General features: G+C 45.0%; 18 protein-coding genes. 10 read left to right on the top strand and 8 right to left on the bottom strand.

Annotation, left to right across the window (positions count from 1 at the left end; genetic code table 11):
- Positions 1-13 precede the first annotated feature (13 nt).
- From EHO57_RS17465 to EHO57_RS17450, 4 genes are all read right to left on the bottom strand, one after another.
- A complete protein-coding gene (locus EHO57_RS17465; RefSeq protein ID WP_210409995.1) occupies positions 14-1,252 on the bottom strand; it encodes an SMP-30/gluconolactonase/LRE family protein in 1,239 nt (412 codons plus the stop codon).
- Entirely contained in the window at positions 1,249-2,136 is an 888-nt protein-coding gene (locus EHO57_RS17460) for a M24 family metallopeptidase (RefSeq protein ID WP_135642234.1), read from the bottom strand. The genes EHO57_RS17465 and EHO57_RS17460 overlap by 4 nt, the downstream gene beginning before the upstream one ends.
- An 80-nt stretch (positions 2,137-2,216) precedes the next feature.
- Complete coding sequence (locus tag EHO57_RS17455) at positions 2,217-3,014, bottom strand: helix-turn-helix transcriptional regulator (RefSeq protein ID WP_135642232.1); 798 nt, start codon at positions 3,012-3,014, stop codon at positions 2,217-2,219.
- Positions 3,015-3,090: 76 nt separating this feature from the next.
- Positions 3,091-4,554: an SMP-30/gluconolactonase/LRE family protein gene (locus EHO57_RS17450; protein ID WP_246050779.1), complete on the bottom strand. Its 1,464-nt coding sequence runs from the start codon at positions 4,552-4,554 to the stop codon at positions 3,091-3,093.
- 13 nt (positions 4,555-4,567) lie between these two features.
- Between EHO57_RS17450 and EHO57_RS17445 the strand changes: the two genes are divergently transcribed.
- Positions 4,568-5,542, top strand: a complete 975-nt coding sequence (locus tag EHO57_RS17445) for a quinone oxidoreductase family protein (protein ID WP_135642230.1) — start codon at positions 4,568-4,570, stop codon at positions 5,540-5,542.
- A gap of 47 nt (positions 5,543-5,589) precedes the next feature.
- Here the strand turns inward: EHO57_RS17445 and EHO57_RS17440 are convergent, their stop codons facing one another.
- Positions 5,590-6,024 carry a hypothetical protein gene (locus EHO57_RS17440; RefSeq protein WP_135642228.1) on the bottom strand — a complete coding sequence of 145 codons (435 nt, stop codon included), beginning with the start codon at positions 6,022-6,024 and terminating at the stop codon, positions 5,590-5,592.
- Positions 6,025-6,186: 162 nt separating this feature from the next.
- Between EHO57_RS17440 and EHO57_RS17435 the strand changes: the two genes are divergently transcribed.
- The 4 genes from EHO57_RS17435 to EHO57_RS17420 all read left to right on the top strand — a co-directional run bounded on the left by EHO57_RS17435 (position 6,187) and on the right by EHO57_RS17420 (position 10,505).
- The gene (locus EHO57_RS17435; RefSeq protein WP_246050778.1) at positions 6,187-6,876 is read left to right on the top strand and encodes a lysozyme inhibitor LprI family protein; all 690 of its coding nucleotides are present in this window, start codon (positions 6,187-6,189) and stop codon (positions 6,874-6,876) included.
- 259 nt (positions 6,877-7,135) lie between these two features.
- Positions 7,136-8,059 (top strand): esterase/lipase family protein, encoded by a 924-nt coding sequence (locus tag EHO57_RS17430; protein ID WP_135642223.1) that lies wholly within the window; start codon positions 7,136-7,138, stop codon positions 8,057-8,059.
- 162 nt (positions 8,060-8,221) lie between these two features.
- Positions 8,222-9,040: a helix-turn-helix transcriptional regulator gene (locus tag EHO57_RS17425; protein ID WP_246050777.1), complete on the top strand. Its 819-nt coding sequence runs from the start codon at positions 8,222-8,224 to the stop codon at positions 9,038-9,040.
- A gap of 190 nt (positions 9,041-9,230) precedes the next feature.
- On the top strand, positions 9,231-10,505 hold the full coding sequence (locus EHO57_RS17420) for an alpha/beta fold hydrolase (protein ID WP_167882228.1): 1,275 nt from the start codon (positions 9,231-9,233) through the stop codon (positions 10,503-10,505).
- Here the strand turns inward: EHO57_RS17420 and EHO57_RS17415 are convergent.
- The gene (locus tag EHO57_RS17415; protein ID WP_135642219.1) at positions 10,502-11,431 is read right to left on the bottom strand and encodes a helix-turn-helix domain-containing protein; all 930 of its coding nucleotides are present in this window, start codon (positions 11,429-11,431) and stop codon (positions 10,502-10,504) included. The two genes, EHO57_RS17420 and EHO57_RS17415, sit on opposite strands and share 4 nt — an antisense overlap.
- 7 nt (positions 11,432-11,438) lie before the next feature.
- Positions 11,439-12,344 (bottom strand): SDR family oxidoreductase, encoded by a 906-nt coding sequence (locus EHO57_RS17410; RefSeq protein ID WP_135642217.1) that lies wholly within the window; start codon positions 12,342-12,344, stop codon positions 11,439-11,441.
- A 283-nt stretch (positions 12,345-12,627) separates the two neighbouring features.
- Here EHO57_RS17410 and EHO57_RS17405 point away from each other — a divergent pair, with 283 nt between their 5' ends.
- Both EHO57_RS17405 and EHO57_RS17400 read left to right on the top strand, forming a co-directional pair.
- The gene (locus EHO57_RS17405; protein ID WP_135642215.1) at positions 12,628-13,413 is read left to right on the top strand and encodes an MBL fold metallo-hydrolase; all 786 of its coding nucleotides are present in this window, start codon (positions 12,628-12,630) and stop codon (positions 13,411-13,413) included.
- 201 nt (positions 13,414-13,614) lie between these two features.
- Positions 13,615-14,244, top strand: a complete 630-nt coding sequence (locus EHO57_RS17400) for a hypothetical protein (RefSeq protein ID WP_135642213.1) — start codon at positions 13,615-13,617, stop codon at positions 14,242-14,244.
- 2 nt (positions 14,245-14,246) lie between these two features.
- Here EHO57_RS17400 and EHO57_RS17395 read toward each other — a convergent pair whose 3' ends face one another.
- Complete coding sequence (locus EHO57_RS17395) at positions 14,247-15,833, bottom strand: helix-turn-helix domain-containing protein (protein ID WP_135642211.1); 1,587 nt, start codon at positions 15,831-15,833, stop codon at positions 14,247-14,249.
- Positions 15,834-16,071: 238 nt separating this feature from the next.
- Here EHO57_RS17395 and EHO57_RS17390 point away from each other — a divergent pair, with 238 nt between their 5' ends.
- The 3 genes from EHO57_RS17390 to EHO57_RS17380 are packed head-to-tail and all read left to right on the top strand — an operon-like array spanning position 16,072 to position 22,170.
- Positions 16,072-19,335, top strand: coding sequence for an efflux RND transporter permease subunit (locus EHO57_RS17390; RefSeq protein WP_135642209.1), 3,264 nt, complete (start codon positions 16,072-16,074; stop codon positions 19,333-19,335).
- Positions 19,336-19,339: 4 nt separating this feature from the next.
- Complete coding sequence (locus tag EHO57_RS17385; RefSeq protein ID WP_135642208.1) at positions 19,340-20,554, top strand: efflux RND transporter periplasmic adaptor subunit; 1,215 nt, start codon at positions 19,340-19,342, stop codon at positions 20,552-20,554.
- Positions 20,551-22,170: an efflux transporter outer membrane subunit gene (locus EHO57_RS17380; protein WP_246050776.1), complete on the top strand. Its 1,620-nt coding sequence runs from the start codon at positions 20,551-20,553 to the stop codon at positions 22,168-22,170. Before EHO57_RS17385 ends, EHO57_RS17380 begins: the two co-directional genes overlap by 4 nt.
- The last annotated feature ends 12 nt before the right edge of the window (positions 22,171-22,182 follow it).

Here is a 22,182-nt window from a genome sequence, read left to right as displayed (position 1 = left end):
AAATTCAATTTTTTTAATCTTTGATCCCTAACTCCGAAATTGAAAGAGAATAAAGCCCCCTGGAATGAGGATCGAAACTTGGAAAATACACTCGTCCCTCGAAAGGAACGGCAACCGAAATATCGGTGATCTTGGATCCGTCATGCATCGAGTAATAGAGAGCCTTCGCTCCTTTTCTATCTAGGACCATAAATCCTGTCCTTTTAGAGATAGGTAAGATCTTTTGGGGAACAGAAAGTAAAAAGGATTTCAACCAAGGATTCTTATGAACGAAATTCATGAGCCCGGATCTTCGCTTAATAATACCGATCCAGATCCTTCCCTCATTGTCCCGATCCAAACCGTCGGCAAGCCCGGGCAGATTCTCGAAGAGGATCTCGAAGTTTCCTTGCTTGGGTCCTTTGGTATACGCGCGAAGAAGCCTGAACTTGGAAGTCTCCGTAAATAGTACCGACTCTTCATTCCCTGTTGTATCTTCTTCCAATAAGATCCCATCTATGAATGTAAATCCGTCTAGCACCAAAGTGATCGTGCCTTGTTTGCGATCGTACATCCAAAGTTTTCCATGCGGAAATAGCCCGATCGCTTCCGGGACCGCTCCGCTTCCCATAGCCGCATTCTCCCTTTCAAAGGGTTCCGTAATATAGATCCGATTTCCGTCCTTGGACACTGCCAGATCGTTACAAAGCGAAATCGGTCTCGAATTGGATGGGTTGAGATCTTTCAGAGAAATTGCAGTCCTTTCGGAGGGTTTATATACTCTTTCGAATTCTTCCTTTTCCGTTTTAGGAAGGTCCAAGACGAGAGGTTGGACCTTCTTGCTTGCAATCTCTATTTCATACAAGCCGACTCTATCTTTCTCTTCGTACGTCTCCCCGCCTAATCTAGACGCGCAGACTAAGATCTTTTCTTTCTTTTCATCTGAGAATCTCATCCCCGCCGGATTGACCGGAGGACGAACCCATTGGCTTGCTTTGCCGTTTTCTCGATCCAATTTCCAGATCCAACCGTCCATTCCGGAAGCATAGGCAACTTTAGCCTTCTCATCGAAGATCACATCATCGTGTCCGGGTAGATCTTTCATCTCTACCTTGAGTCCGGACAGGAAAGGATCCTCTTTTGTTTCTAGAGCCAAGATCTGGGCAGGGGTTTCTCCTAATGAGTAGGCCTTTCCGATCTTGATCTTTCCCGGGTTGCAGGCGATAACGCAGAAGAAGAAAAAGAATATTATGGAATTTTTATACATTCTCATCTTACTCCCTGTAATTTTTTAGCACGCAATACATGAGGGACTTCTTCGTCCAACCAATAGGCTCTGTCTTTTTCTACCACTAAGATCTCCTCGAACTTAAATCCAACCTTGCCTCGGCCGAAATGTGGTTCTATTGCCCATAGTCCTGTCTTGTCTCCCTCATGGTCCGGAGTTAAAAGTTCTGGTAATACCTTATGACTTAAGAATTCGATCGAGCCTTGGAGAGAGAACCAACTGGCGAAACTGATCGGCAATATCGGGAAGGAAATCTTAGGAAAATGCACCTTGTACACTCTATGCCCCAGAACCGCAAACGGATATAAGGAATGCACATTGTCGAAGCCATTCTCCTTTGCTTCCCGATCGATCTTCCACCAGATCTCCCTTGAACTCATAGAAGAAGAAAAATACTTAGGGATCTCCTCTCTGAGTTTCAGTAAATACTTCATTCCGGCATCCAACTCCGAATTCGGACGAAGACAGGAAGAATATCCTATATCCCCAATGTATCCGTCCACAACAGGAGAAACATCCAGAATAAAAGGTTCGTCAGGCAAAAGCCTCTTCTTCCCAGGATGAAATTGCGTATAACGTTTATATCCGTCGAAACGAGCGTGTTCTCCGAACCAAGCGAAAGGACGATGCAAAAATACCTTCACACCATGGTCTCTCAAAAAAGTATCCATACGCTTTGCAGTATGGATCTCCGTCCAACCTTCTCTCATTTCCTTTTCGATCTCCGTAACGCATTCGTACGCGAGTCTTTGCGCTTTTAGAAAGCCTTCTTTCTCTTCGTCCGTTGGAATATGGACCGAGCTGGAACCGTATTTGGAGATTCTCCCGGAAAGTTTGGATAAGATCCCTCTCTTCGTTTCTACTGGCATAACCTTCTCTCTTATTCTAAGAAGAAGGTTAACAAGAATGAGCGATCTTCGCTTGAATGATTCCGGTATGATCGGGAATTTTAGAAAACATATTCACCCGATTCACAGAAACGGACCTCTATGGATTTCAAATGACCAAAGAAGAAGGAAGGCACAAATCCGAAATTCTCCTTAAATGTCCGAGTAAAATGAGCGGAGTCGGAGAATCCGGCAGAATGCGCGGCTTCCGTGATATTCATTCCTTCCATTAAGAATCTACTGGCAGCTAGGATCCTCACCCACAGCAAATATCTTCGGAGCGGGATTCCCAGGTTTTCCTTAAAGAGACGGATGAGCCTGTCTTCGGAAATGGAGAAATCCTTTCCGATCTCCCGCATCCGAATACTATCAGGCAGTTCTGTTCGGATCTTATGTGCGATCTTTCGGATCCGATCGTCGATATTCCTCTCTTTCTTTCGGAATGGAAAGACACAACGTAGCATATCGAGCTGCAGTTCCCATGCATCCGAGTCGTTTATATTTCCGTAATATAGATCCCAAAGTCTTTCCATCAACGGTAGAAATGGAGAAGGATCCAACTTCCGTACTTCTCCCGGTTTGCCGAAATCGGAAATAGAACCGTATTCATAGGTTTCCGGATCGATGAGTAGCACCACCATTTCTTTTCCCGGTGATAAGGTCCGGTGATATGTATTCGGACCCACTAAGGCTACACTATAATCATCTTTGCTCGTTTCAGTCTCTATATGGATCGGACTGTTTAATGCAATCGCAAGAGAAGCAGCATAATGCTCATGGAACTCCGTTTGCATCCGGTTCGTCGCAAATAAGACCCGAGTCGTCCATAGATAAACAATTCCTTTAGGGTCCAGATCCATGAGAGATTCCGAAGAAGGTTGATTCTTCGGAAAAGAAGACCTATAGCAAGAACAAAAGAGAAAGGGACAGCAAATATCAGATCGGATAAGGCATAATATGCAGGCCTTTATGGTCCTTCTCATATACCGCCAAGTAGATCCTTTCCTTTCCGGGGATCACTACAATGAGAGAAGAGAACAAGGAGCCGTTATGAACTCCATAGTAGAGAGGAGTCTTTCCATCCGGAGACAATATGAGTAAGGCCGTTCGTCTGGACACGGGTTGGATCCTTTCCGGAATATAGAGAACTAGATGTTTCCAAAAAGGATGAGCATGCAACCAAGTCACTAGCTTAGATCTCTCGATCACAAGAGCGATCCAGATCCTTCCGCTCGGATCTCTGTCCATTCCATCCGGAAAGCCCGGCAACCCATCGATCACGATCTCATCTTCTCCTGCCTTATCTCCGGAAAGATACAAGCGAAGCAGTCTAAACCGAGAGAGTTCATTCACAAGGATAGAAGTCTCTTGATCGGAATTGTTTGCGTATTCCAACAAGATCCCGTCCACATAGGAATACTTATGAGCGACTAAACTTACGGTTCCTGCTTTCAGATCGATCTTCCAAATGTTTCCATTCTTGCCCAGGGTCAAGGCCTCATTCCTAGATTGGGTGCTTACTCCCAGGATCGCTCCCGGATGATCATAAGGTTCCGTAAAATAGATCCTCTCCCCATCCCTACTGATCGCAAGATCATCCGCCTTTTCTACCCTTCTGCTATTCTCTCCATTCATTTCAGAAAAACGTAATGTTACTTGCTTGGAGTTCGGATAGAATTTCCCATAAGAACTTATCGTATTCCCTAACCGATCCGGGACCTTAGGAACAAAGGTTGCTATCTTTCGGACCGACTTGGTCGAGACCCTCAGCTCGTAGATCCCAGGTCCGTTCGGATCCACAGGATCTTCCTTCTTTCCGCGAGAAACACAGAAATAGATCCGGTCCGGATCCTTCGGATGAGCCACCATTCCCCCAGGCAAAAGAGGAGTTCGAACGAACGGCTCCGCTTGGTTCTTCTTTAGATCCAGGATCCAAATAGAACCATCCATAGAAGCGATGAATGCCCGGCCCAGATCCTCTTGCAATAGGACCTCATCTTGTGCAGGCACATTTCCATCTAATAGCCGGATCCCCTTCTTACTTAGATCTTCCGGATCTTTCACAGCATCGATCTCGGAATTATGCGGGAAGATTACACTCTCTTGGATCTGTTCGGGAAAGTATTTCTCCGGAACTTCTAAGATGCTCCAGAGAGCTGCGACCAAGATCGCTAAGCTAAAGAATAAGATGAGTTTCCCACGTTGCATCGAATGAGAATACCAGGTTTCCTTTCGTCTCGCTTGAACGATTCCGGTATTTCTTTCCGCTTTTGCACCGCGGCCTAGTCGGGAATTACTGTAATGGAATCCATTGACGGAAATAGATCCCGCGAAAGCCTTGTAAGCAAGACCGTTCGGTACTAAAAAATACGAAGTCTTCTCCCAAAGAAGACGACGCATAAGGATCATTCTCATGAAAGCCGCAATATTAAGAGAATTTGGAAAACCACCAGTATATGAAGAATTCGCAAACCCAAATCCGCAAGGTCAGGATCAGGTCCTCATGCACGTTAAGACCGCTGCGATCAAGAATATAGATAAATTAAGAGCGAGCGGAACTCATTACGCGAGCTATAAAGAACTTCCTGCGATCGTAGGATTAGACGGAGTGGGAGTCTTGGAAAACGGGACCAAGGTGTACGCGCAAGGGATCACCGGGACAATTGCAGAGCAGGCCTTAATTTCCAAGAACAGACTTACCATACTGCCGGATGGGATCGATCTGTTTCTCGCTGCCGCACTTCCGAATGCAGTCATAGGGGCGACAATGGCTCTTCATTCCAGAGTACATTTAAAGAAAGGAAATGTAGTTCTCGTCAATGGTGCGACTGGAGTCACCGGACAACTTGCGGTGCAGGTCGCCAAACATTACGGTGCCGCAAAGATCATTGCAACAGGAAGAAACGAAGGATCCCTAGAAAAATTAAAAGGATTCGGAGCGGATATAGTCATCTCCCTTAAGAGAAGCGAAGAAGAATTCGTAGAACAGATCAAACAGATCCATAAGGAAACCCCTATCGATATAGTAGTGGATTATCTTTGGGGAAGACCCGTGGAGCTCCTACTAAGATCTTTTAAAGGAGGAGGGATCGACTCCTTCACTCATCCGGTAAAGATCGTAACCGTGGGAGATATGGCCGGCAAGACCATTTCCCTAGAATCCAGTAGTTTAAGAAGTTCCGATATACAAATACTTGGTTCCGGACTGGGTAGTCTATCTTCGCAAGATATCCACACTTTCAACCAAGAGATCTTGCCTGAAATGTTCCAGCTTGCAGCGAAAGGGATCCTTACATTAGAGATCCATAAAGAAGATCTGAAGAATATAGAGAATGCTTGGGACAAGGAGATCGCTCCCGGACAAAGAATGGTAATCTCAATCCAATAGATCCATTGGACGCGATCCGACCCGCCTACTTTCTAAGAGGCAGATCCTCAAAATCCGATATACTTTCCTTGGAACTCATCTGCTTTAAAAGGAGCGATCACGGGTATCAAGAGAGAGGCGTTCGGATCGCAAGGAAGGACTAGGATCGCCCTATAAAGAGCATCTATATCGTTTTTTCGATAATAGGTAGAATCGGAACATTTACCCTCGCAGGTAAGATAATTTGTATAGTCTGTGGTCTCGATAAAATCGGAAACTATGCTCTGATTCAGACATACCGAAAATCTGAGATCGGAAACTCCCGAGATCCTATCCTTGGCCTCGCTCCGAGAGATCAGATTCGTTTGCAAGCGACCCTCTACCCCGACAAGAATGCAGTTGCTGAACAGAAATAATATAGCAAATAGGCTTCGGAAAAACACGAGTAAAATTGCGTAAAAGAATCTATGTACAACGCTTACAAAGGAAGCGTAGATGGACAATTCTAAAAGATAGAATACAATGGGTCAAGACCGAATAAAAAAGCAACAAATCCGATCTTGCTTGTTATTCTGAGAGGAATCCTCCGAAATTCATGTTACAATTTTGTTTCTATGTTTATTCGGCTTCCAACTAAAACAATTCCGATTCTATTTTACAATTCTATGATACGATATCCCATCTTTCTTCTCCTTCCCCTTTTTCTTATTACCTTAGAGGCAAAATCTCCCAATCCATGTTCAAATCAGAAGGACAAAGCGGAACAAAAGGAATGCTTCCAGAAACAATACCAAACCGCGGACAAAGAACTGAACGAAGTATATAAGAATGTTCGCAAGTCCTTATCAGATCCGGACAAGGAGGAATTAAAAAAAGTCCAAAGACTATGGATCGGATATAGGGATGGGGTCTGTGAAGGCCCCATGTATTCCAGCGACGAAACAGGAATAGAGACCATTTCCTGCAAGGCCGATGCCACTAAGGCAAGGACTTCCTATCTGCAAAAAGTTTGGATCTTTGGAAAATTCCCGAAAGACGGATTAGGGATCTATACGGACGGCTTCGGAGGAAGGCTCCGACTCTTTCGAGCAAAAGGAAAATCGGACCGTTTCCAATTGAACGTAGTGCGAGGACCGACCGCTCATCTTGGAGAAATGGACGGAGACTGGACTCCCAATCCGGAAGGAAAATGGACTTGGTCTTCTCCGCAAAATTGCAAGGCAGAAGATCCGGAATGTTGCATCCTCAAGTTCCAAACCTTCGATACCAGGATCGAAGTAGAAGAAGTTGCCTGTTCCGGATTCCATGGAGCAAGGGCTTATTTCGACGGAGATTATCGCTACGAATTCAAGTGAGAGAGGAGAACCCTCCTTTCTCGGAACGAACAGGTCTGCTGGTGTTCCTTCTTCTTAAAAGATTACAATCGTTCTATAAACAAGTTAGTTTGCATACCAACTGTTATTAAAAATACAGATTCACCAATCCTTTTCTCTTGACAGGCCAAGCTCATCCAACATCGTTCATGAGCCCGCTCTGTAACGGTCGATACAAAAATAGAAGTCCGGATCTGATCGGGAATTTTGAAATTTGAATGATGTGAAGAGGTAAATCGAAATGCGTAAGCTAAGTATAGCGCTTCTAGTTGCGTTTCTTTGTGGCGGACAATTGTTCGCATCCGGAGGAGGATCTTCCTCCAAGCCCCTGGCTGGTTCCTACCCGATCGTACTATCTCATGGATTGTTCGGCTGGGGAAACGATAATACTGGTCTGATCAATCTGCTCAGCTACTGGGGTGGAATGGACAGCTACCTTCAGTCCCAAGGGGCTACAGTGTATGCACCCGCAAAAACTGCGGCTCAATCTAATGAGAATCGTGGGGCGGAATTGAGCAGCAAGGTACTCGTATATATGGCCGCAAACGGCTTTAGCAAGGTGCATATCTTGGGACATTCTCAAGGTGGATTAGATAGCAGATATGCTGTGTCCAACCTGGCCTTAGGTCCTAAAGTCTCTACCTTAACTACATTAAATACTCCTCATAGAGGTTCTCCGATCGCGGACATCATCACCACTGTTCTGCCTGACTGGATCAAACCGTTCGTGGCAGCCATTCTGAATGTGTTCGTTCAATTGGTATGGAATGAAAGCAACCAAGACGTATTAGCGGCTCTTGGCTCCTTGACCGCTTCGGGAACTGCTCTCTTCAATTCTCACACTCCGGATAACCCGAATGTGAAATATTTCTCTTACGGTTCCTATATCACCATTCCGGATCTGATCCAACACCCACTCATGGGAATTATCCAACCTGCTTGTATAGCCGGTGGATTGATCAATGGTTACGGCGGTACTTGCGACGGACTCGTTCCTTATTCTTCTTTGAAATGGGGAACCTTCAAAGGCGGTCCTGATTATGGATTATTCACTACTGGAGTGGACCATTTGCAGGCTGCAAACACATTGAACTCAGGCAAGACCTGGTACGATGTGGAAGGTTACTTCCTCAAAATGATGTCTAACGCGAAGGCTAACCAATAAAAGTCTTTCGGAAAGATATGTTAGAAAGCCGGTTTACACCGGCTTTTTTTATGCCTTTCTATACTTCGGTCCGAGCAATCAAAATCGGTTCCGGTCTTGGATCCCTTTCATATAAACATTGACATTCCTAATTTAGAACGAGAAGAATAGATCGGAAGAAAGATGTCCCTCGCCTCCCAGCCGATCATTTTGCCAACTGGAAGTATGAGAAGATATTCTCCCAGTGAATTCCTGAAACCTTTCATTCAAACCTACTTGGTCATAGAAAGTCAGGAAGAACTGAAGAATACTCTCCTCCCGGGCTCTTCTATCGTACTATTCTTCCGGATCAGAGGAAACGTTTCCGAATTGGAAGAAGGTTCCGAAACTTCCACTCCTCTTTTCGGATTGAGCGGCCTAAGGAAGAAGGCTAGGATCGCTCGCTATTCCCCAAACTCCTCTATGCTACTCGTACTTTTTAAGGAAGGTGCCGCATCCTCCTTTTTTAGGGAACCAATGCATGAGATTTTCGGAATGGGCCTGCCTATGGAAAATCTGATGCAAGCAAGTAAGGTCAGAGAGATAGAGGAAAGATTGTCGGAAGCGAAGACAGATCAGGAAAGGATCTCTCGTTTGGAAAATATCCTGGTCTCGGAGTGGAGAGGATCCGAATTCGATCCCATCATTCGAGAAACCGTCCGAAGGATACGGAGCGCAAAAGGAGATCTAAGAATAGCGGACCTGATCAAAGGAATGCCTATCAGCAGGGATTCCCTCGAGAAGAAGTTCAGACAAATTATAGGAACGAGTCCAAAGCAATATGCCGGAATGATCAGAATGAGGGATCTGATCGCTTCTTATTCCCCGGAAAAAAGCCTTACCGAAACTGCGATGCAGGCGGGCTTCTTTGACCAGGCTCATTTCAATAAGGACTTCAAGGCATTCACAGGCCAGACCCCGAAAGAGTTTTTCAGATCTACTTCTCCGAGACGCTTCTGGTAATTTCCTGAATTTTTACAATTTTGCATTTCTTCTTTAGAGTATTCTCTATTGCATGAAAGCAAGAATACAAAATCCAAAAGAAAGCATTTCGCAAAATATCTCAGAAGGGAGCCTTAACGACTCTTTCCTCCGTACTCTTTTTAAAAGTGTTTTCTTTTCTATCCTTTTCGCCTTTCTCGCAACCGTCTTAGTGGAAGCAGTACCTCATGCCAGAGGAATAGGATTCCAACCGGAGCTGAGGATTAGCCTACTCTTCCCATTTTGCTTCTCGATCGGTATCCTAAACGGCTTCCTATATAGATATCTGAAGACTCGATCCAAACGACCCAGATCTTTCTTGGCAGCAGCCCTATTCGTCCAGCTACTCTTGACCGGATCAGGAGTTCTAGTCTTAGGAAGCTCCGGCCCGACGATCTATAGTCTTGTCATCCTCTTGGGAATGCTCCTAGTCTCCGCTTGGTATCTGCCTATCTTTCTGGATCGTATTCAATTTTCCTTACGTTCTAAGATCTTAATATTCCTAATGGGAGGATTAGAACTGTTCTCCTTTATTATCGCGGTTTCCTTGGACATTTCGGCTCCTTCTTCAGAAATACAATTCGATATCCCTAAAGAGATTTTCCAAGCAGAGCAGAAATTCATAGATCTTCCTAGCGGTGCCCGAATCCATTATGTGGATGAAGGAGAAGGAGAGATCTTACTCTTTTTGCACGGAAACCCTTCTTGGTCCTTTCAATGGAGAGATCTCATCTCAGGACTAAAAGGCTCGTATCGCTGTATCGCTTTGGATTATCCTGGGTTCGGTCAGTCCAGCGCTTCCAAAGGTTTCGGGTTCACTCCTAGGGAAGAAAGCATCGTATTAGAAGAGTTCGTCCGAGAGTTAAGATTAGATCATCTCACCTTAGTGATGCAGGACTGGGGAGGACCGATAGGATTAGGCTTTGCAGGACGTCATCCGGAATTGGTAGAACGAGTGATCTTAGGAAGCACTTGGGCCTGGAAAACAGATCGCAATTCTCCCAGGGGAATATTCTCCTTTCTTGTAGGCGGACCGATCGGCGAATTCATGCAGATCAATTTCAATGGATTCGCTTCCGCAGGCATCCAGAACGGGATCGTTCGCAATTTACCCAAGCAAGTATTGGATCTTTATCTTCGCCCTTTTATTTCACCGTACCGCAGAGGGATCGCGGCTTTCTATCCGGGCCAGATCACTCAGGCAAATTCGTTCTTCCAAGAGATCGAAGACTCTATTCCCGCCCTAAAAGAGAAACCCGCCTTGATCTTTTGGGCCTTGAAAGATAAAGGATTTCCTATCGAGGAAAAAGGACGTTTCGAGAGAATATTTGTAAAACATAAAACGATCGAATTCCAGGATGCGGACCATTTTTTCTTTGAAGATACAAAAGAAGAAATGATCCCCGAAATGAAAGGTTTCCTAACCTCGAATCCGATCCAAAATTAGAATTCTCTCATAAAAGAACGTCTAAACTCCTGAGGAGACAGATTCGTCTTACTCTTAAATAATTTACTAAAGGACTGAGAATGCTCGAATCCCAATTCGTATGCAATTGCAGTCACTGGAAGATCCGTAGTGGACAATTTCTCTTTCGCTCTTTCGATCAGCTTATCATGAATATGCTGTTGAGTGGTTTGCCCGGTAAGCACCTTCAATAAACCACTCAGATAGTTCGGAGAAACGTTCAATAGATCGGCCACGTATTGCACGGAGGGAAGTCCTTTCTGTCTTAGATCCCCTTCTTCGAAGTATTCACCCAAAATCTCCTCCAACCGATCCAAGACTTGGTGGTTGGAGATCTTTCTTGTGATGAACTGTCGATCGTAAAATCGTTCCGCGTAATTTAACAGTGTCTCTATATGAGAGATAATGATCCCTTGGCTGAATTTATCTATATTAGAATGATATTCCTGGCGAATATTCTGGATAATATTATTGATCGTACTCTCTTCCTTTTCGGAGAGAAAGAGAGCCTCATTCACCGAATAATCGAAATATTCATATTTTCGAATATTCTTTGCCAGTGAAGTATTCCAAATAAAGTCCGGATGGATAAGCAAGATCCATCCGGAATGCTCTGCCCGAAGATCCGCATTCACTTCAATCCGAAAAACCTGACCGGGAGCCATAAAGAACAGGATCCCTTCGTCAAAATCGTATTCCTGCTGTCCGTATTTCATTTTCACGGCGGAGTTCCGTTTCAGAGAGATTGAATAAAAATCCAAAGTCCAACTCGTGACATTAAACTCGGAGGAATGCTTTATGGACGAGTAATCTACCACACTAATAAGAGGATGTTCCGGTTTAGGCAATCCCCTTACTTCGTGGAATTCGCTGATCGTTCTGATTCTATACGGCTTCTTATCTATCATGACGAATCTACTTTTGCCGATTGTAGGCTTCCGCAAAATCCTTTGCAAAGTCTTTTAACTTAGTCTTTCCCAGTACCGGTTTATGGTTATTATAATCCTTATATAATACTCCTCCCCGTCTAGAAGCGTTCATTTCCGTAAAACCCTTTGCCGCCTTGGGATTCATTCCTGCGCCTATCATGCCATTCAGTAACTGCTCATCTGAAATCACCAGCCATTTCAGGTCGGGCTTCCCGATCGCCTCTCCCAATATCTTTGCAACTTCGTTCGGAGAAAGCTCGTCACTTGCAATATATCGGATGCTTCTTCCCTCGAATCCCGCATCGACCTCTTCTGCGATCACCGATGCGATATCCTTAGGAGAGACCCAGGGTTCCTTCTCGTCCCCTCCATAATTAGAAACGATCGAGCCTTGCGCATTGATCGTTTGTATGAAGGAAAACAGATTGTAATAGAATCCTACGGGACGCATGAACTTGATCGAAACATCCTCCGGCAATTGCTTAAGGATATTTTCCGCATTGTAATGAAAGGCAAGGATTCCGTTCCCTGAATCGGTATGCGCTCCGATGCTACTCAAATGTATCACCTTTTTAACCCCAGATCTTTGGATGGCTTCCTTGTAATTATAAGCGATCTTGTTGATCTCCTCCATTACATCCAAGTCTTGATCGAAGAAACTATGATATCCAAGCGCTTCCATGGCATACACGATATCCACACCTTGAAAGGTCTTAGACAAGAAATTACTGTCACTCATACTTCCGATAGAAGCAATCGCTCCTAACGCTTCTATTTCCTTCTTTCTTTCCGGATTACTGCTGATCACAATAACCGAATGACCTTTTTGTACCAATTCCTCCGTAAGAGGTTTACTAATATTCCCTAACGAACCTGTAACTACGATCTTCATTATACCTTCTCCTTGCTAAGAGATCCTTGCAGAAACTGTATTTGTAATTCCGATCCGTTTTGAGTATTAGAAGTTCGTTCTAGTTAGATTATTCTTGTAGCCGAATCTCATGCGAATGTAGCCATTTTTCATCGGCTTTAGAGAAACTTAAACTAGACGATTGTCCTTCGGTCTAATCGAGTACTTATCTTTACAGTCTGCAAAAAGAGAAATACCTTGGCCATTCGATCGGCTCGACTTTCTATCTATCGCAAGCATCACGATCGAAAATAAGGAGACCTTAATGCAATCAAAGAGTAATCTTTTACTAACTAAAAGAACCGCATCCCTTGTCGTTCTTTGGACCGCAATTTCGCTCGCTCTTGTAGCCTGCGCCAGTGCGTCCTTAAAACCAAAAATAGAAGTTCCAAGCACTCCAACTTCTATCCAAATACAACCGATCTTTCATGGAAGTATGGTACTCACGATCGGAGATAAAACGATCTATGTGGATCCTTCTTGGGGAGGAGAAAAATACAAGGATCTGAAAAAACCGGACCTGATCATTATTACGGATATCCATCCGGACCATATGGACCTAAAGACCTTAGGCGAGATTGCAACGAAAGAAACACCGATCATCGCTCCGGAAGCAGTGGCCAAAGAAGCGAAAGAATATACGAATATCACTCGCCTGAAGAACGGCCAGTCCACTTCCGTAGGAGATATCACCTTCTCCGCGATCCCAATGTACAATATCACCAAAGAGCATTTGGATAAACATACGAAAGGAAGAGGAAACGGATATTTGATCAAGTTCGGCGGAAAGACGATCTATATCTCCGGAGATACCGAAGATATCAAAGAAATGAGAGCTCTGAAGAATATAGATATCGCTTTTCTCTGCATGAACCAGCCCTACACGATGTCCGTAGAAAAAGCGGCAGATGCAGTCAAAGACTTTAAACCGAAAGTAGTTTATCCATATCATTACCGCGGGAAAGACGGCCTGAGTGATACGGAAAAATTCAAGGCCTTAGTCAAAGAGTCCAGCCCAACTACTGTAGTTGAATTGATTAACTGGTACTAAGATCTGAAGGATTGGTTTCGAAAAGGAGTGAAAATCTTTTTTGAAACCAACCCTCCCTTCACTTGAAATCCCACCACACAAATTGGATATCTAAAATCCATTACCCAATTGAGATATATCCGAAACAACATTCGCAAAAAGTTAATTAGTAATAAATAATTTAGCATTTACATAATTATTGCTAATATTACATCCTTCCGCATGCATCAAATTTTGACCATCGTGACATTAGCCCTATTACTGGCATTCATTGCCGGACTCAAGAAACCGGAGATATTCTCTAAATGGATCAAGGATCCGACCAGAAAGAAGACCTCTCTTCTATTTGGTATCCCTTTTATCATTTCTTTGGCTCTCTTTGGAGCATTCTCTCCCCCTAAGTATGAGCTGAGCAAAGAAGAGATCGCTTCCTTAAGTGAAGAAGAGCAAATCAAATTGATCGTGAAAAAGCAGATCGGAGAAAATGCCCTGAAAAAGATTGACATTACCCGCGCTGCCGATGGATTGCTAGGAATAGAAATTGAATTCGACGCTAAGGGTACCCTTGATTATCCGAAAAAATTACGAATCGACTGGATTAAAACGAAAATGGCAGAATCCTATATCTCCATATATAAGAATTACAAGAATGTCGGAGAATGTAAAATCGGAGCCTTTTTTCCTATGAAAGATAACTATGGAAATGGCGCGGAAATAGAAGTTTATATTACATATTTAGCAAAGGAAGAGGCAGACAAAGTAAATTGGAATGCCGAAGAATGGGATCTAAAAGCAAATATCATGCCTAGAATTTGGATGAATATTGCAATTCATCCCGAATTCCGACTGTAAGACTATGTTTCTGGCTCCTCATCCGAATCCGGTAAGAAAGTCTTCCGAAATTCCTGAGGAGTCAGTCCCGTATATTTCTTAAAAGAATCATAGAAGGAAGATTTGGATTGAAAGCCCACAGAAAAGGCAAGATTCAATATGTTTACAGAAGGATTGTTTGCAATGATCCGTTTCGCTTCTTCTATTCTATATTTCTTAAGTAGATCCGGAAAGGAAATATTCAGCACCTGGTTCAGAAGCTCGGACACCTGATGCACCGACAGACCCAAAACGGCAGCAAGATCGCTGATCCGCAATTCTTCCTCCATATAGATCTTGTCTTCATCCAGGAGTCGATTCAATCTAGCCAAGGTCTCTTCTACATTGATGCCGATAATGGTAGACTTTCTTTTCTCGCCGCTAGGGTCCGACTGATTCTCCATTATACCATTTTGAAAGTTTTCCAGTTCCTTTCTTCTTAAGGCGATCTCAAATTCCAATTCACGTATCCGAGTACGGACAACTCGACTCGTCAGGAATATATTTATAGGAACGAAGAATCCCATGAAGAATAGGAAGCTCTTACCATCAAAGGAGAAATAGGTCTTGTACGAGATAATATTCAATATCTCTATTGCGAGAAGGGAGAACATACTCATTACGAACCAACGGGTCTGGATCGTCTTGCGTTTCATAGCGATGATACTTAAAACGATCGCAATCCCGGTCACCGCTAAGTAAAGGATCGTAAAAGAACGGGAAATGAATAGCCTAGGGAATGGAGTGAAACTTAAAACGATCAATATCCCGGAGATACAGTTCACCGCATTGTAGAAGTACCAAATCGGTTTGAAGTTCTGCCTGATCTTCAGGAAATGAGAGACCCATAGAGTTCCGGAGATGATCAAATAACCGATCATGATCTTCTTACCTAAGGAAAGAGGAAAACCAAATCCTGGAAAAAGATATCTAGAAGCGATCCCGGATACGAACAGAAATGTAAGCGCCATCCCGAAAGAAAACAGGATCTGATACAAGATCCATTTAGACCTAAGGCGAAAATAGGAATTCAACAGATATGCGATCTGGACAATCACAACCGCAAGAAGGGAGAACATGATCGCCGAATATAAGGTCGTAATAGAATACAACTCCTCCGCGCTCACTAAACGGACTTCGGAGAGTATATAGTTCCTGGATTGGATCCTTACGTTGATCTCAGAACTATGCTCTAAGAATTTTCGCAGCGGGAAAACGGGGAATATTCCCGGGATCAACCACTCATCCACCGGATGCCCGAAGCCAGCCTGAACGCAATTCTCCTCCTTGAGATCGCAGACCTGAACGGAATCCAAATGGCTCCAAGGAAAGATCAAGAATTCGGTTTTGGATTCCTCTGGTAAATTGCCGATCCGGAAACGTAGATCGATGGGCTCCGAATAGAATCCCCAGTCTAGGAGCACAGAGAAATCATCGATCTGCTTCCAGTTCGCATGATCCCGATTGAGAATGCGCAGGTGCCCGACCCCGTTCTCATCCCCTTGGGCATATGTCTGTGTGGACACTCCAAAAATCAGGGCTAAAACGAGAAATACTGTCAGTCTACTCATAGTTGGTTCTCTGAAATTCAGTCCAGGCTTATAAACCGGGACGATTTTACCTCTATATAATGCTACTAATATAAGAGGAACAGAAAATGAAACAAAAAACACCGCCAAGCTCTTCCCACCGAGAATTGGCAATGTGGCCGCTCTCAAGTCGATTTAGTCTCTTGCCGGCCCCTTGCTCAAGTCGCTATAGGCTAAGTTTCTCCGTAAGGACGGTAGATGTCGATGGAGTTTTACATACATGAACGAAATAGTACTCATCGCACTTAAGAGACCATACACTTTCGTGGTGCTCGCGATCCTGATCCTTTTATTCGGGATCCAATCCATATTCAAGGCACCGACTGACGTCTTCCCCAATATTAAGATACCGGTTATTTCCGTAGTATGGGGATACCAAGGTATGCTTCCTTCCGACGTAGCCGGAAGGATCACCTACTTTTTCGAGCGAGCCTTAACCAGTACAGTAGAAGGGATCAAAGCCATCAACAGTAGATCCTATTATGGAAGTAGTATCATCAATATCGAACTCCAACCGGATACGAACCTTGCGGGTGCCGAAGCGGAGGTAGCGGCAATCTCGCAGACGGTGGTGACGTCCCTGCCTCCGGACATTTCACCACCTATGATCATGCGCTTGGAGGCCTCTTCCGTTCCTGTTGCCATGCTCCAGGTTACTTCGGAGAAGATGACTCCGGCGGAACTCTATAACCTCGCATTCATGAGGATCCGTTCCTTGCTCGTTACGATCCCGGGTGCGATCATTCCTCAGCCTTACGGCGGAACTCCGATGCAGCTCTTAGTTTCATTGGATAAGCAAAAGCTTCTTTCTAGAAATCTTTCCCCCATGGACGTGTTTAAGGCATTCAATGAGCAGAGTGCCGTGCTACCTGCGGGAGACCAGAAGATCGGTAAGACCGACTGGATGGTAATGACGAATGCTATCCCTCTCGCTGTGGAAGATTTTAACGATATTCCTATCAAACGCGTGGGGAATAGCACCTTCTTCATGAGAGACGTTGCGAACGTTGCCTTAGGCGGTCCTCCTCAATTGAACTCCGTCCTCGTAGACGGAAAACAATCCGTTCTGATCGTTGTAATGAAAAGCGGCGAGGCCTCCACATTGGATGTGGTAGACGGGATCCGTAAAGTAATGCCAAGGATCAAACAGATCGCTCCGGACGATGTTGAGATCAAGATGTTAAACGATGCTTCGGTATTCGTTAAAGACTCGATCGAGAATGTGGTTCACGAGATGGTATTGGCTGCCGGTCTGACCGGACTCGTAGTATTATTGTTCTTAGGTTCTTGGAGAGCTACGACAATCATTGCGACTTCTATTCCTCTTTCACTCTTGAGCTCTCTCATCGGTCTTCATTTGCTCCACGAATCCATCAATGTGATGACCTTGGGTGGTTTAGCGTTAGCCGTCGGTATCCTTGTGGATGATGCGACGGTGATGATCGAGAATATAGACACCCACATCGAGATGGGTAAACCGTTAGAAACTGCGATCATCGATGCTGCGAACGAGATCGTGATCCCGACTTTCGTTGCGACACTTGCAATCGTTATCGTTTGGTTCCCTCTCTTCCAATTGAGCGGTGTTTCCGGTTGGCTCTTTATGCCTATGGCCGAAGCGGTTGCATTGGCGATGATCGCTTCTTTCATTCTTTCCAGAACTCTTGTTCCTACCATGGCCAAGTATCTACTCACCGCACATGATCATGGACATGGGCATGCTGCTGACAACCATGGATCTGCGTCCAAGGCGGGCAAATCTAAGCACGCACCTGTAGTTCATCATGAAGTGTTTGTGACGAAGAAAACAAATCCTCGTATTGCGTTATTAGGCGAAGCGATCGGATATCTGAAACGTTTTCAAAAAGGCTTCGAACATGGATTCACGGACTTCAGAGAGCGCTACTATATCTTATTGCAAACAGTAATAGCGAATCGTAAGAAGTTCGTGACTGTCTTCCTTGCAATTGCTACAGGTTCCCTTGTTCTATTCTATCTGAACGGAAGGGACTTCTTCCCTGAGATCAAGGCGGGAACTCTGCAAATGCATATGCGCGCTCCTCTAGGAACTCGTATTGAAGTTTCAGGAAGAATAGCCACCCTTGTTTCGGAAGACATTAAGAAATTGCTTCCGGATAAAGTGGAGAGTGTTCTGAGTAACTGCGGTCTTCCAGTCGGTCCTCACAACCTTGCGTTCATTCCTACTCCTACGATCGGTTCCCAGGACTGCGACTTAACGATCGAGCTGAAAGACGAAGAGTCTCCGGTTTGGGATTATAGACAAACCCTGAGAAAAGGATTAAGCGAACTCTATCCTGGAACCGTATTCACCTTTCAACCTGCGGATTTGACTGCGAAGATCCTAAACTTCGGCTCCCCTTCTCCTATTGATATTCAGATCAATGGAATGGATCTGGAGAAGAACTTCGAGTTCGCTCAAAAACTCCAGGGAAAACTGAGGACGATCCCCGGATCGGCGGACGTTGTGATCCAACAGACAATGAGCACTCCTACACTTCTTGTGAACGGGAACAGAAGTCTTGGGATCAACGTAGACCTTCCTCTGAAAGCGGTCGCGGAGAATATGCTCTTAGCGACTTCGGGAAGCCAACAGATCGATCAAGAATATTGGATGGATCGGAAAACCGGTCTTTCTTATCAGATCAATATCTATGTGCCTCAGCCTCAGATGAGAAGGACAGAAGACTTACTCACTGTGCCCATTAATAAAGGCGACTTAGAGGATAATTCGGAAAATCGGATCCAACTCTTAGGAAATCTAGCAACCATTACTCCTACGGGAACTCCCGGTCTCGTAACTCACCAAAACCTTCTTCCTCTGATTGACGTTTATGTTTCTGCGGAAGGAAGGGACTTAGGCGGCGTTCTTTCGGACGCGGAACGTATCATGGAATCTATGAAGAGCGAGCTTCCAAGAGGAGCCGCGATCGAGATCCTTGGTCAGGCAGAAACGATGAGAAGCGCATATATCGAGCTATTAGGCGGATTAGTCCTCGCGATCTTACTCGTGTATCTATTGATCGTGGTTAACTTCCAATCTTGGACGGACCCGTTCATTATCATCACGGCACTTCCGGGAGCCTTGGCAGGAATTGCTTGGTCCCTATTTCTCACACGCACATACATTTCGGTGCCAGCATTAACTGGTGCCATCATGTGTATGGGAACTGCGACTGCAAACTCGATCTTAGTCGTGTCCTACGCAAGGGACCGCTTGATGGTTCACGGAGACGCAGTCAAGGCAGCGATCGAAGCGGGCTATTCTCGGATCAGACCGGTGATCATGACTGCCTCTGCGATGATCATAGGAATGGTCCCTATGTCCATGAGTAATTCCCAAAACGCTCCATTAGGTCGTGCAGTAATCGGAGGACTGTTAGTGGCAACATTCGCTACTCTCTTCTTCGTGCCATGTATCTATGCGATCATATATAACAACAAATCAAACGCCCAGAAAGGATAACCCCATGATCCCAAAATTACCTAAAAGAAAACTCTTAACACTTTCTTCGATCTCATTCGGAGGTATATTCCTTTGCTATGTATTCTATCAGCAGATCCATAGCGCGGAGAAATTCAAACAGGAAGCATTGGAAGGATCCATTCCGAAGGTTTCCGTTGTAAATCCCGAGCCTCCGAACCCGTTAGAGACAATCACTCTTCCCGGGACAATCAGAGCATGGTATGAAGCCGTAATCTATGCGCAAGTATCAGGCTATGTGAAGATGTGGTACAAGGACTATGGCGCGGAAGTGAAAGAAGGAGATGTTCTAGCAAGGATCAGAGTTCCCGCGCTGGATGCGGAATATGCGCAGGCAGAAGCGGATCTAGACTCGCAAAGAGCAAAGTATAAACTTGCAGCAGTCACCGCGGATCGTTATCTAGCATTAAGAAATTCTCATGCAGTTTCCGAGCAGTCCATTTCGGTCGCAGTCGCAGACAAGAACTCCGAAGAAGCTAAGATGAAATCCGCCGAGAAGAACGTGGATAAGTTCAAGGCAAGAATGAACTTCAAGACGATCGTATCTCCATTCAAAGGAGTCGTGATCCAAAGGAATATCAACGTCGGGGATTATGTAAACCAAGAAGGGAATATTGACGACAGCAAAACTCCTTCTAACCTTTTCACCGTGGCGGAGATCCATAAGATGAGATTATTCGTTTCTGTTCCTGGAACCTTCGCGTATCTGCTCAAGCCGGGCTTGACTGCGGAATTGACCGTTCAGCAATTCCCGAACAGGAAATTCATCGCTAACTTCCTTACCATGGCGAAAGGTTTCGACCTGAATATGAGGACTGTGGTAGCCGAGTTCACGATCGACAATAAGGACAGGTCCCTATGGCCAGGTTCTTTTGCTCAAGTGACCCTTACCGCGGCTGTAAAAAAGGATCTTTTAACAATTCCTTCCAGCTCCTTGGTCTTCGATGAAAAAGGCACACAGGTAGCTACAGTGACCGATGACAATAAGATCCATTTCAAACCGATCACTATCAATAAGATCGTCGATACGATCATTGAAGTCAGGGACGGAGTGGATACAAACGATCGTATTGTAAATAACCCATCGGCTTCTCTTCTCGAAGGAGACAAAGTGAAAGTGGTCGAGCCTAGAACTGGATATGCGGATATGAATGTTGTTAAGAAAGATAATACAAAACATGAACCCGTAGCGTCCAAATGAGCAAAACCTTATACATAAAGAAAAATAAAACAACCGCCTTGCATATGGTTTATAAAAAATGGGCCTCACTCCTTCCATTAACAGTTTTACTTGTTTCTTGTTTGAGCGGCCCTGCGATAGACCTTGCCCCTAAGTATAAGAGCACCGATTTTGTGGTTCCGGATTCTTGGAGCGGATCCGGTCCGTTTGTAAAAGCAAATCCTTCCGAAGGAGAAGCGATCCAAAGCGATTGGTGGAAACTATTTAACGATCCTGTACTGAACCGACTGGAAGAGCTTGCGATCTCCGCAAACCCGGACTTACAAGCTGCAGCGGAACGCTTCGTACAAGCAAGAGATGAAATGCTTAAGATCCGTTCCCAATTGATCCCTCACTTAGGGGTCGGCCTTAGCGGATCGAATAACAAGCAATCCGATAATCGTTTATTTCGCGGAGACGGGGAACATACTTACGAAGGCACTGCCAATGTCGGGAGCCTTGCTTCTTGGGAACCTGACTTTTGGTCTTCTATCCGTAATTCTACACGGGCAAAGATCTATACAGCTCAGTCCGTGGCTGCTGATTACGCTCTAGCAAGATTGAGCTTACAAGCGGAGCTTGCATCGGATTACTTTACTTTCAGAGGTTTGAACGCGCAAGACAATACATATCGAATTTCCATCGAGTATTATGAGCAATCTCTCTCTCTCGTAGAGCAAAGGTATAAGAGCGGTCTTGCTCCGGAGCTGGATGTGCAGAGAGCAAGGTTCCTTCTCTCTAGTACTCAGGCGAAACGTTTGGATATACAGGCTAAGATGCGAGTGATCGAGAATGCGATCGCGATCTTGGTCAACAGAGCTCCATCCAATTTCAGGATCCCTCCTGTAGAAGACTTACAGATGGCTTCGTTCAAGGTGCCGGGTATTCTTCCTTCCACATTGCTAGAGCGTAGACCGGATGTAGCTTCCATGGAACGTAAAATGGCGATAGCAAACCGGAATATCGGGATCGCTAGAGCCGCCTTCTTCCCTAATATCTCGTTTAATGCAGGAGGGGGTTTCGAAGGGGGAATGAACCTGGTCCAGTTAGCCAATAGTTTCTGGTCTTACGGTTCGACTGTTTCCCTTCCGATCTTCCAAGGGGGCTATCGTCGTGCTCAATTACAACAAGCATGGTCTGCCTACCGAGAAACGGAAGACAACTATCGCTCTACTGTCTTGAACGCATTTAGAGAAGTTGAGAATGGTCTGACGGAAACTTCCCTCATGTCTTCTCAATCCGAACGCCAGGATGCAGCAGTGGATGCGGCCTTGCAGGTACAGAATATGACGATGGCATTGTACCAAGGGGGACTCAGCAACAGCTTGGAATTGATCTATGCTCAGGTCAGTACTATGGAAGCTCGCATCGATGCCATTCTAGTCAAAATGGAATTGAACAAGGCTTCCGTACGATTGATCCGTGCGTTAGGCGGTGGCTGGAAGTATGATCAGCTGCCTAAGGATGACAAGATCCAACCGTTCAATATCTTCGATATTCCAGGCAAGAAACCGGATCCTGCCGGCGGCATAGACGTTAATACCGAAGATAACAACAAACAAGACAAGGACTTAACTGCACCGAGTCTGAATAAGTGATCTGAACCCGGA

The sequence above is a fragment of the Leptospira langatensis genome, assembly GCF_004770615.1.
Lineage (GTDB): Bacteria > Spirochaetota > Leptospiria > Leptospirales > Leptospiraceae > Leptospira_B > Leptospira_B langatensis.
Note: the sequence above shows the minus strand (reverse complement) of the source record. Positions and strands in the feature narration are given on the sequence as shown.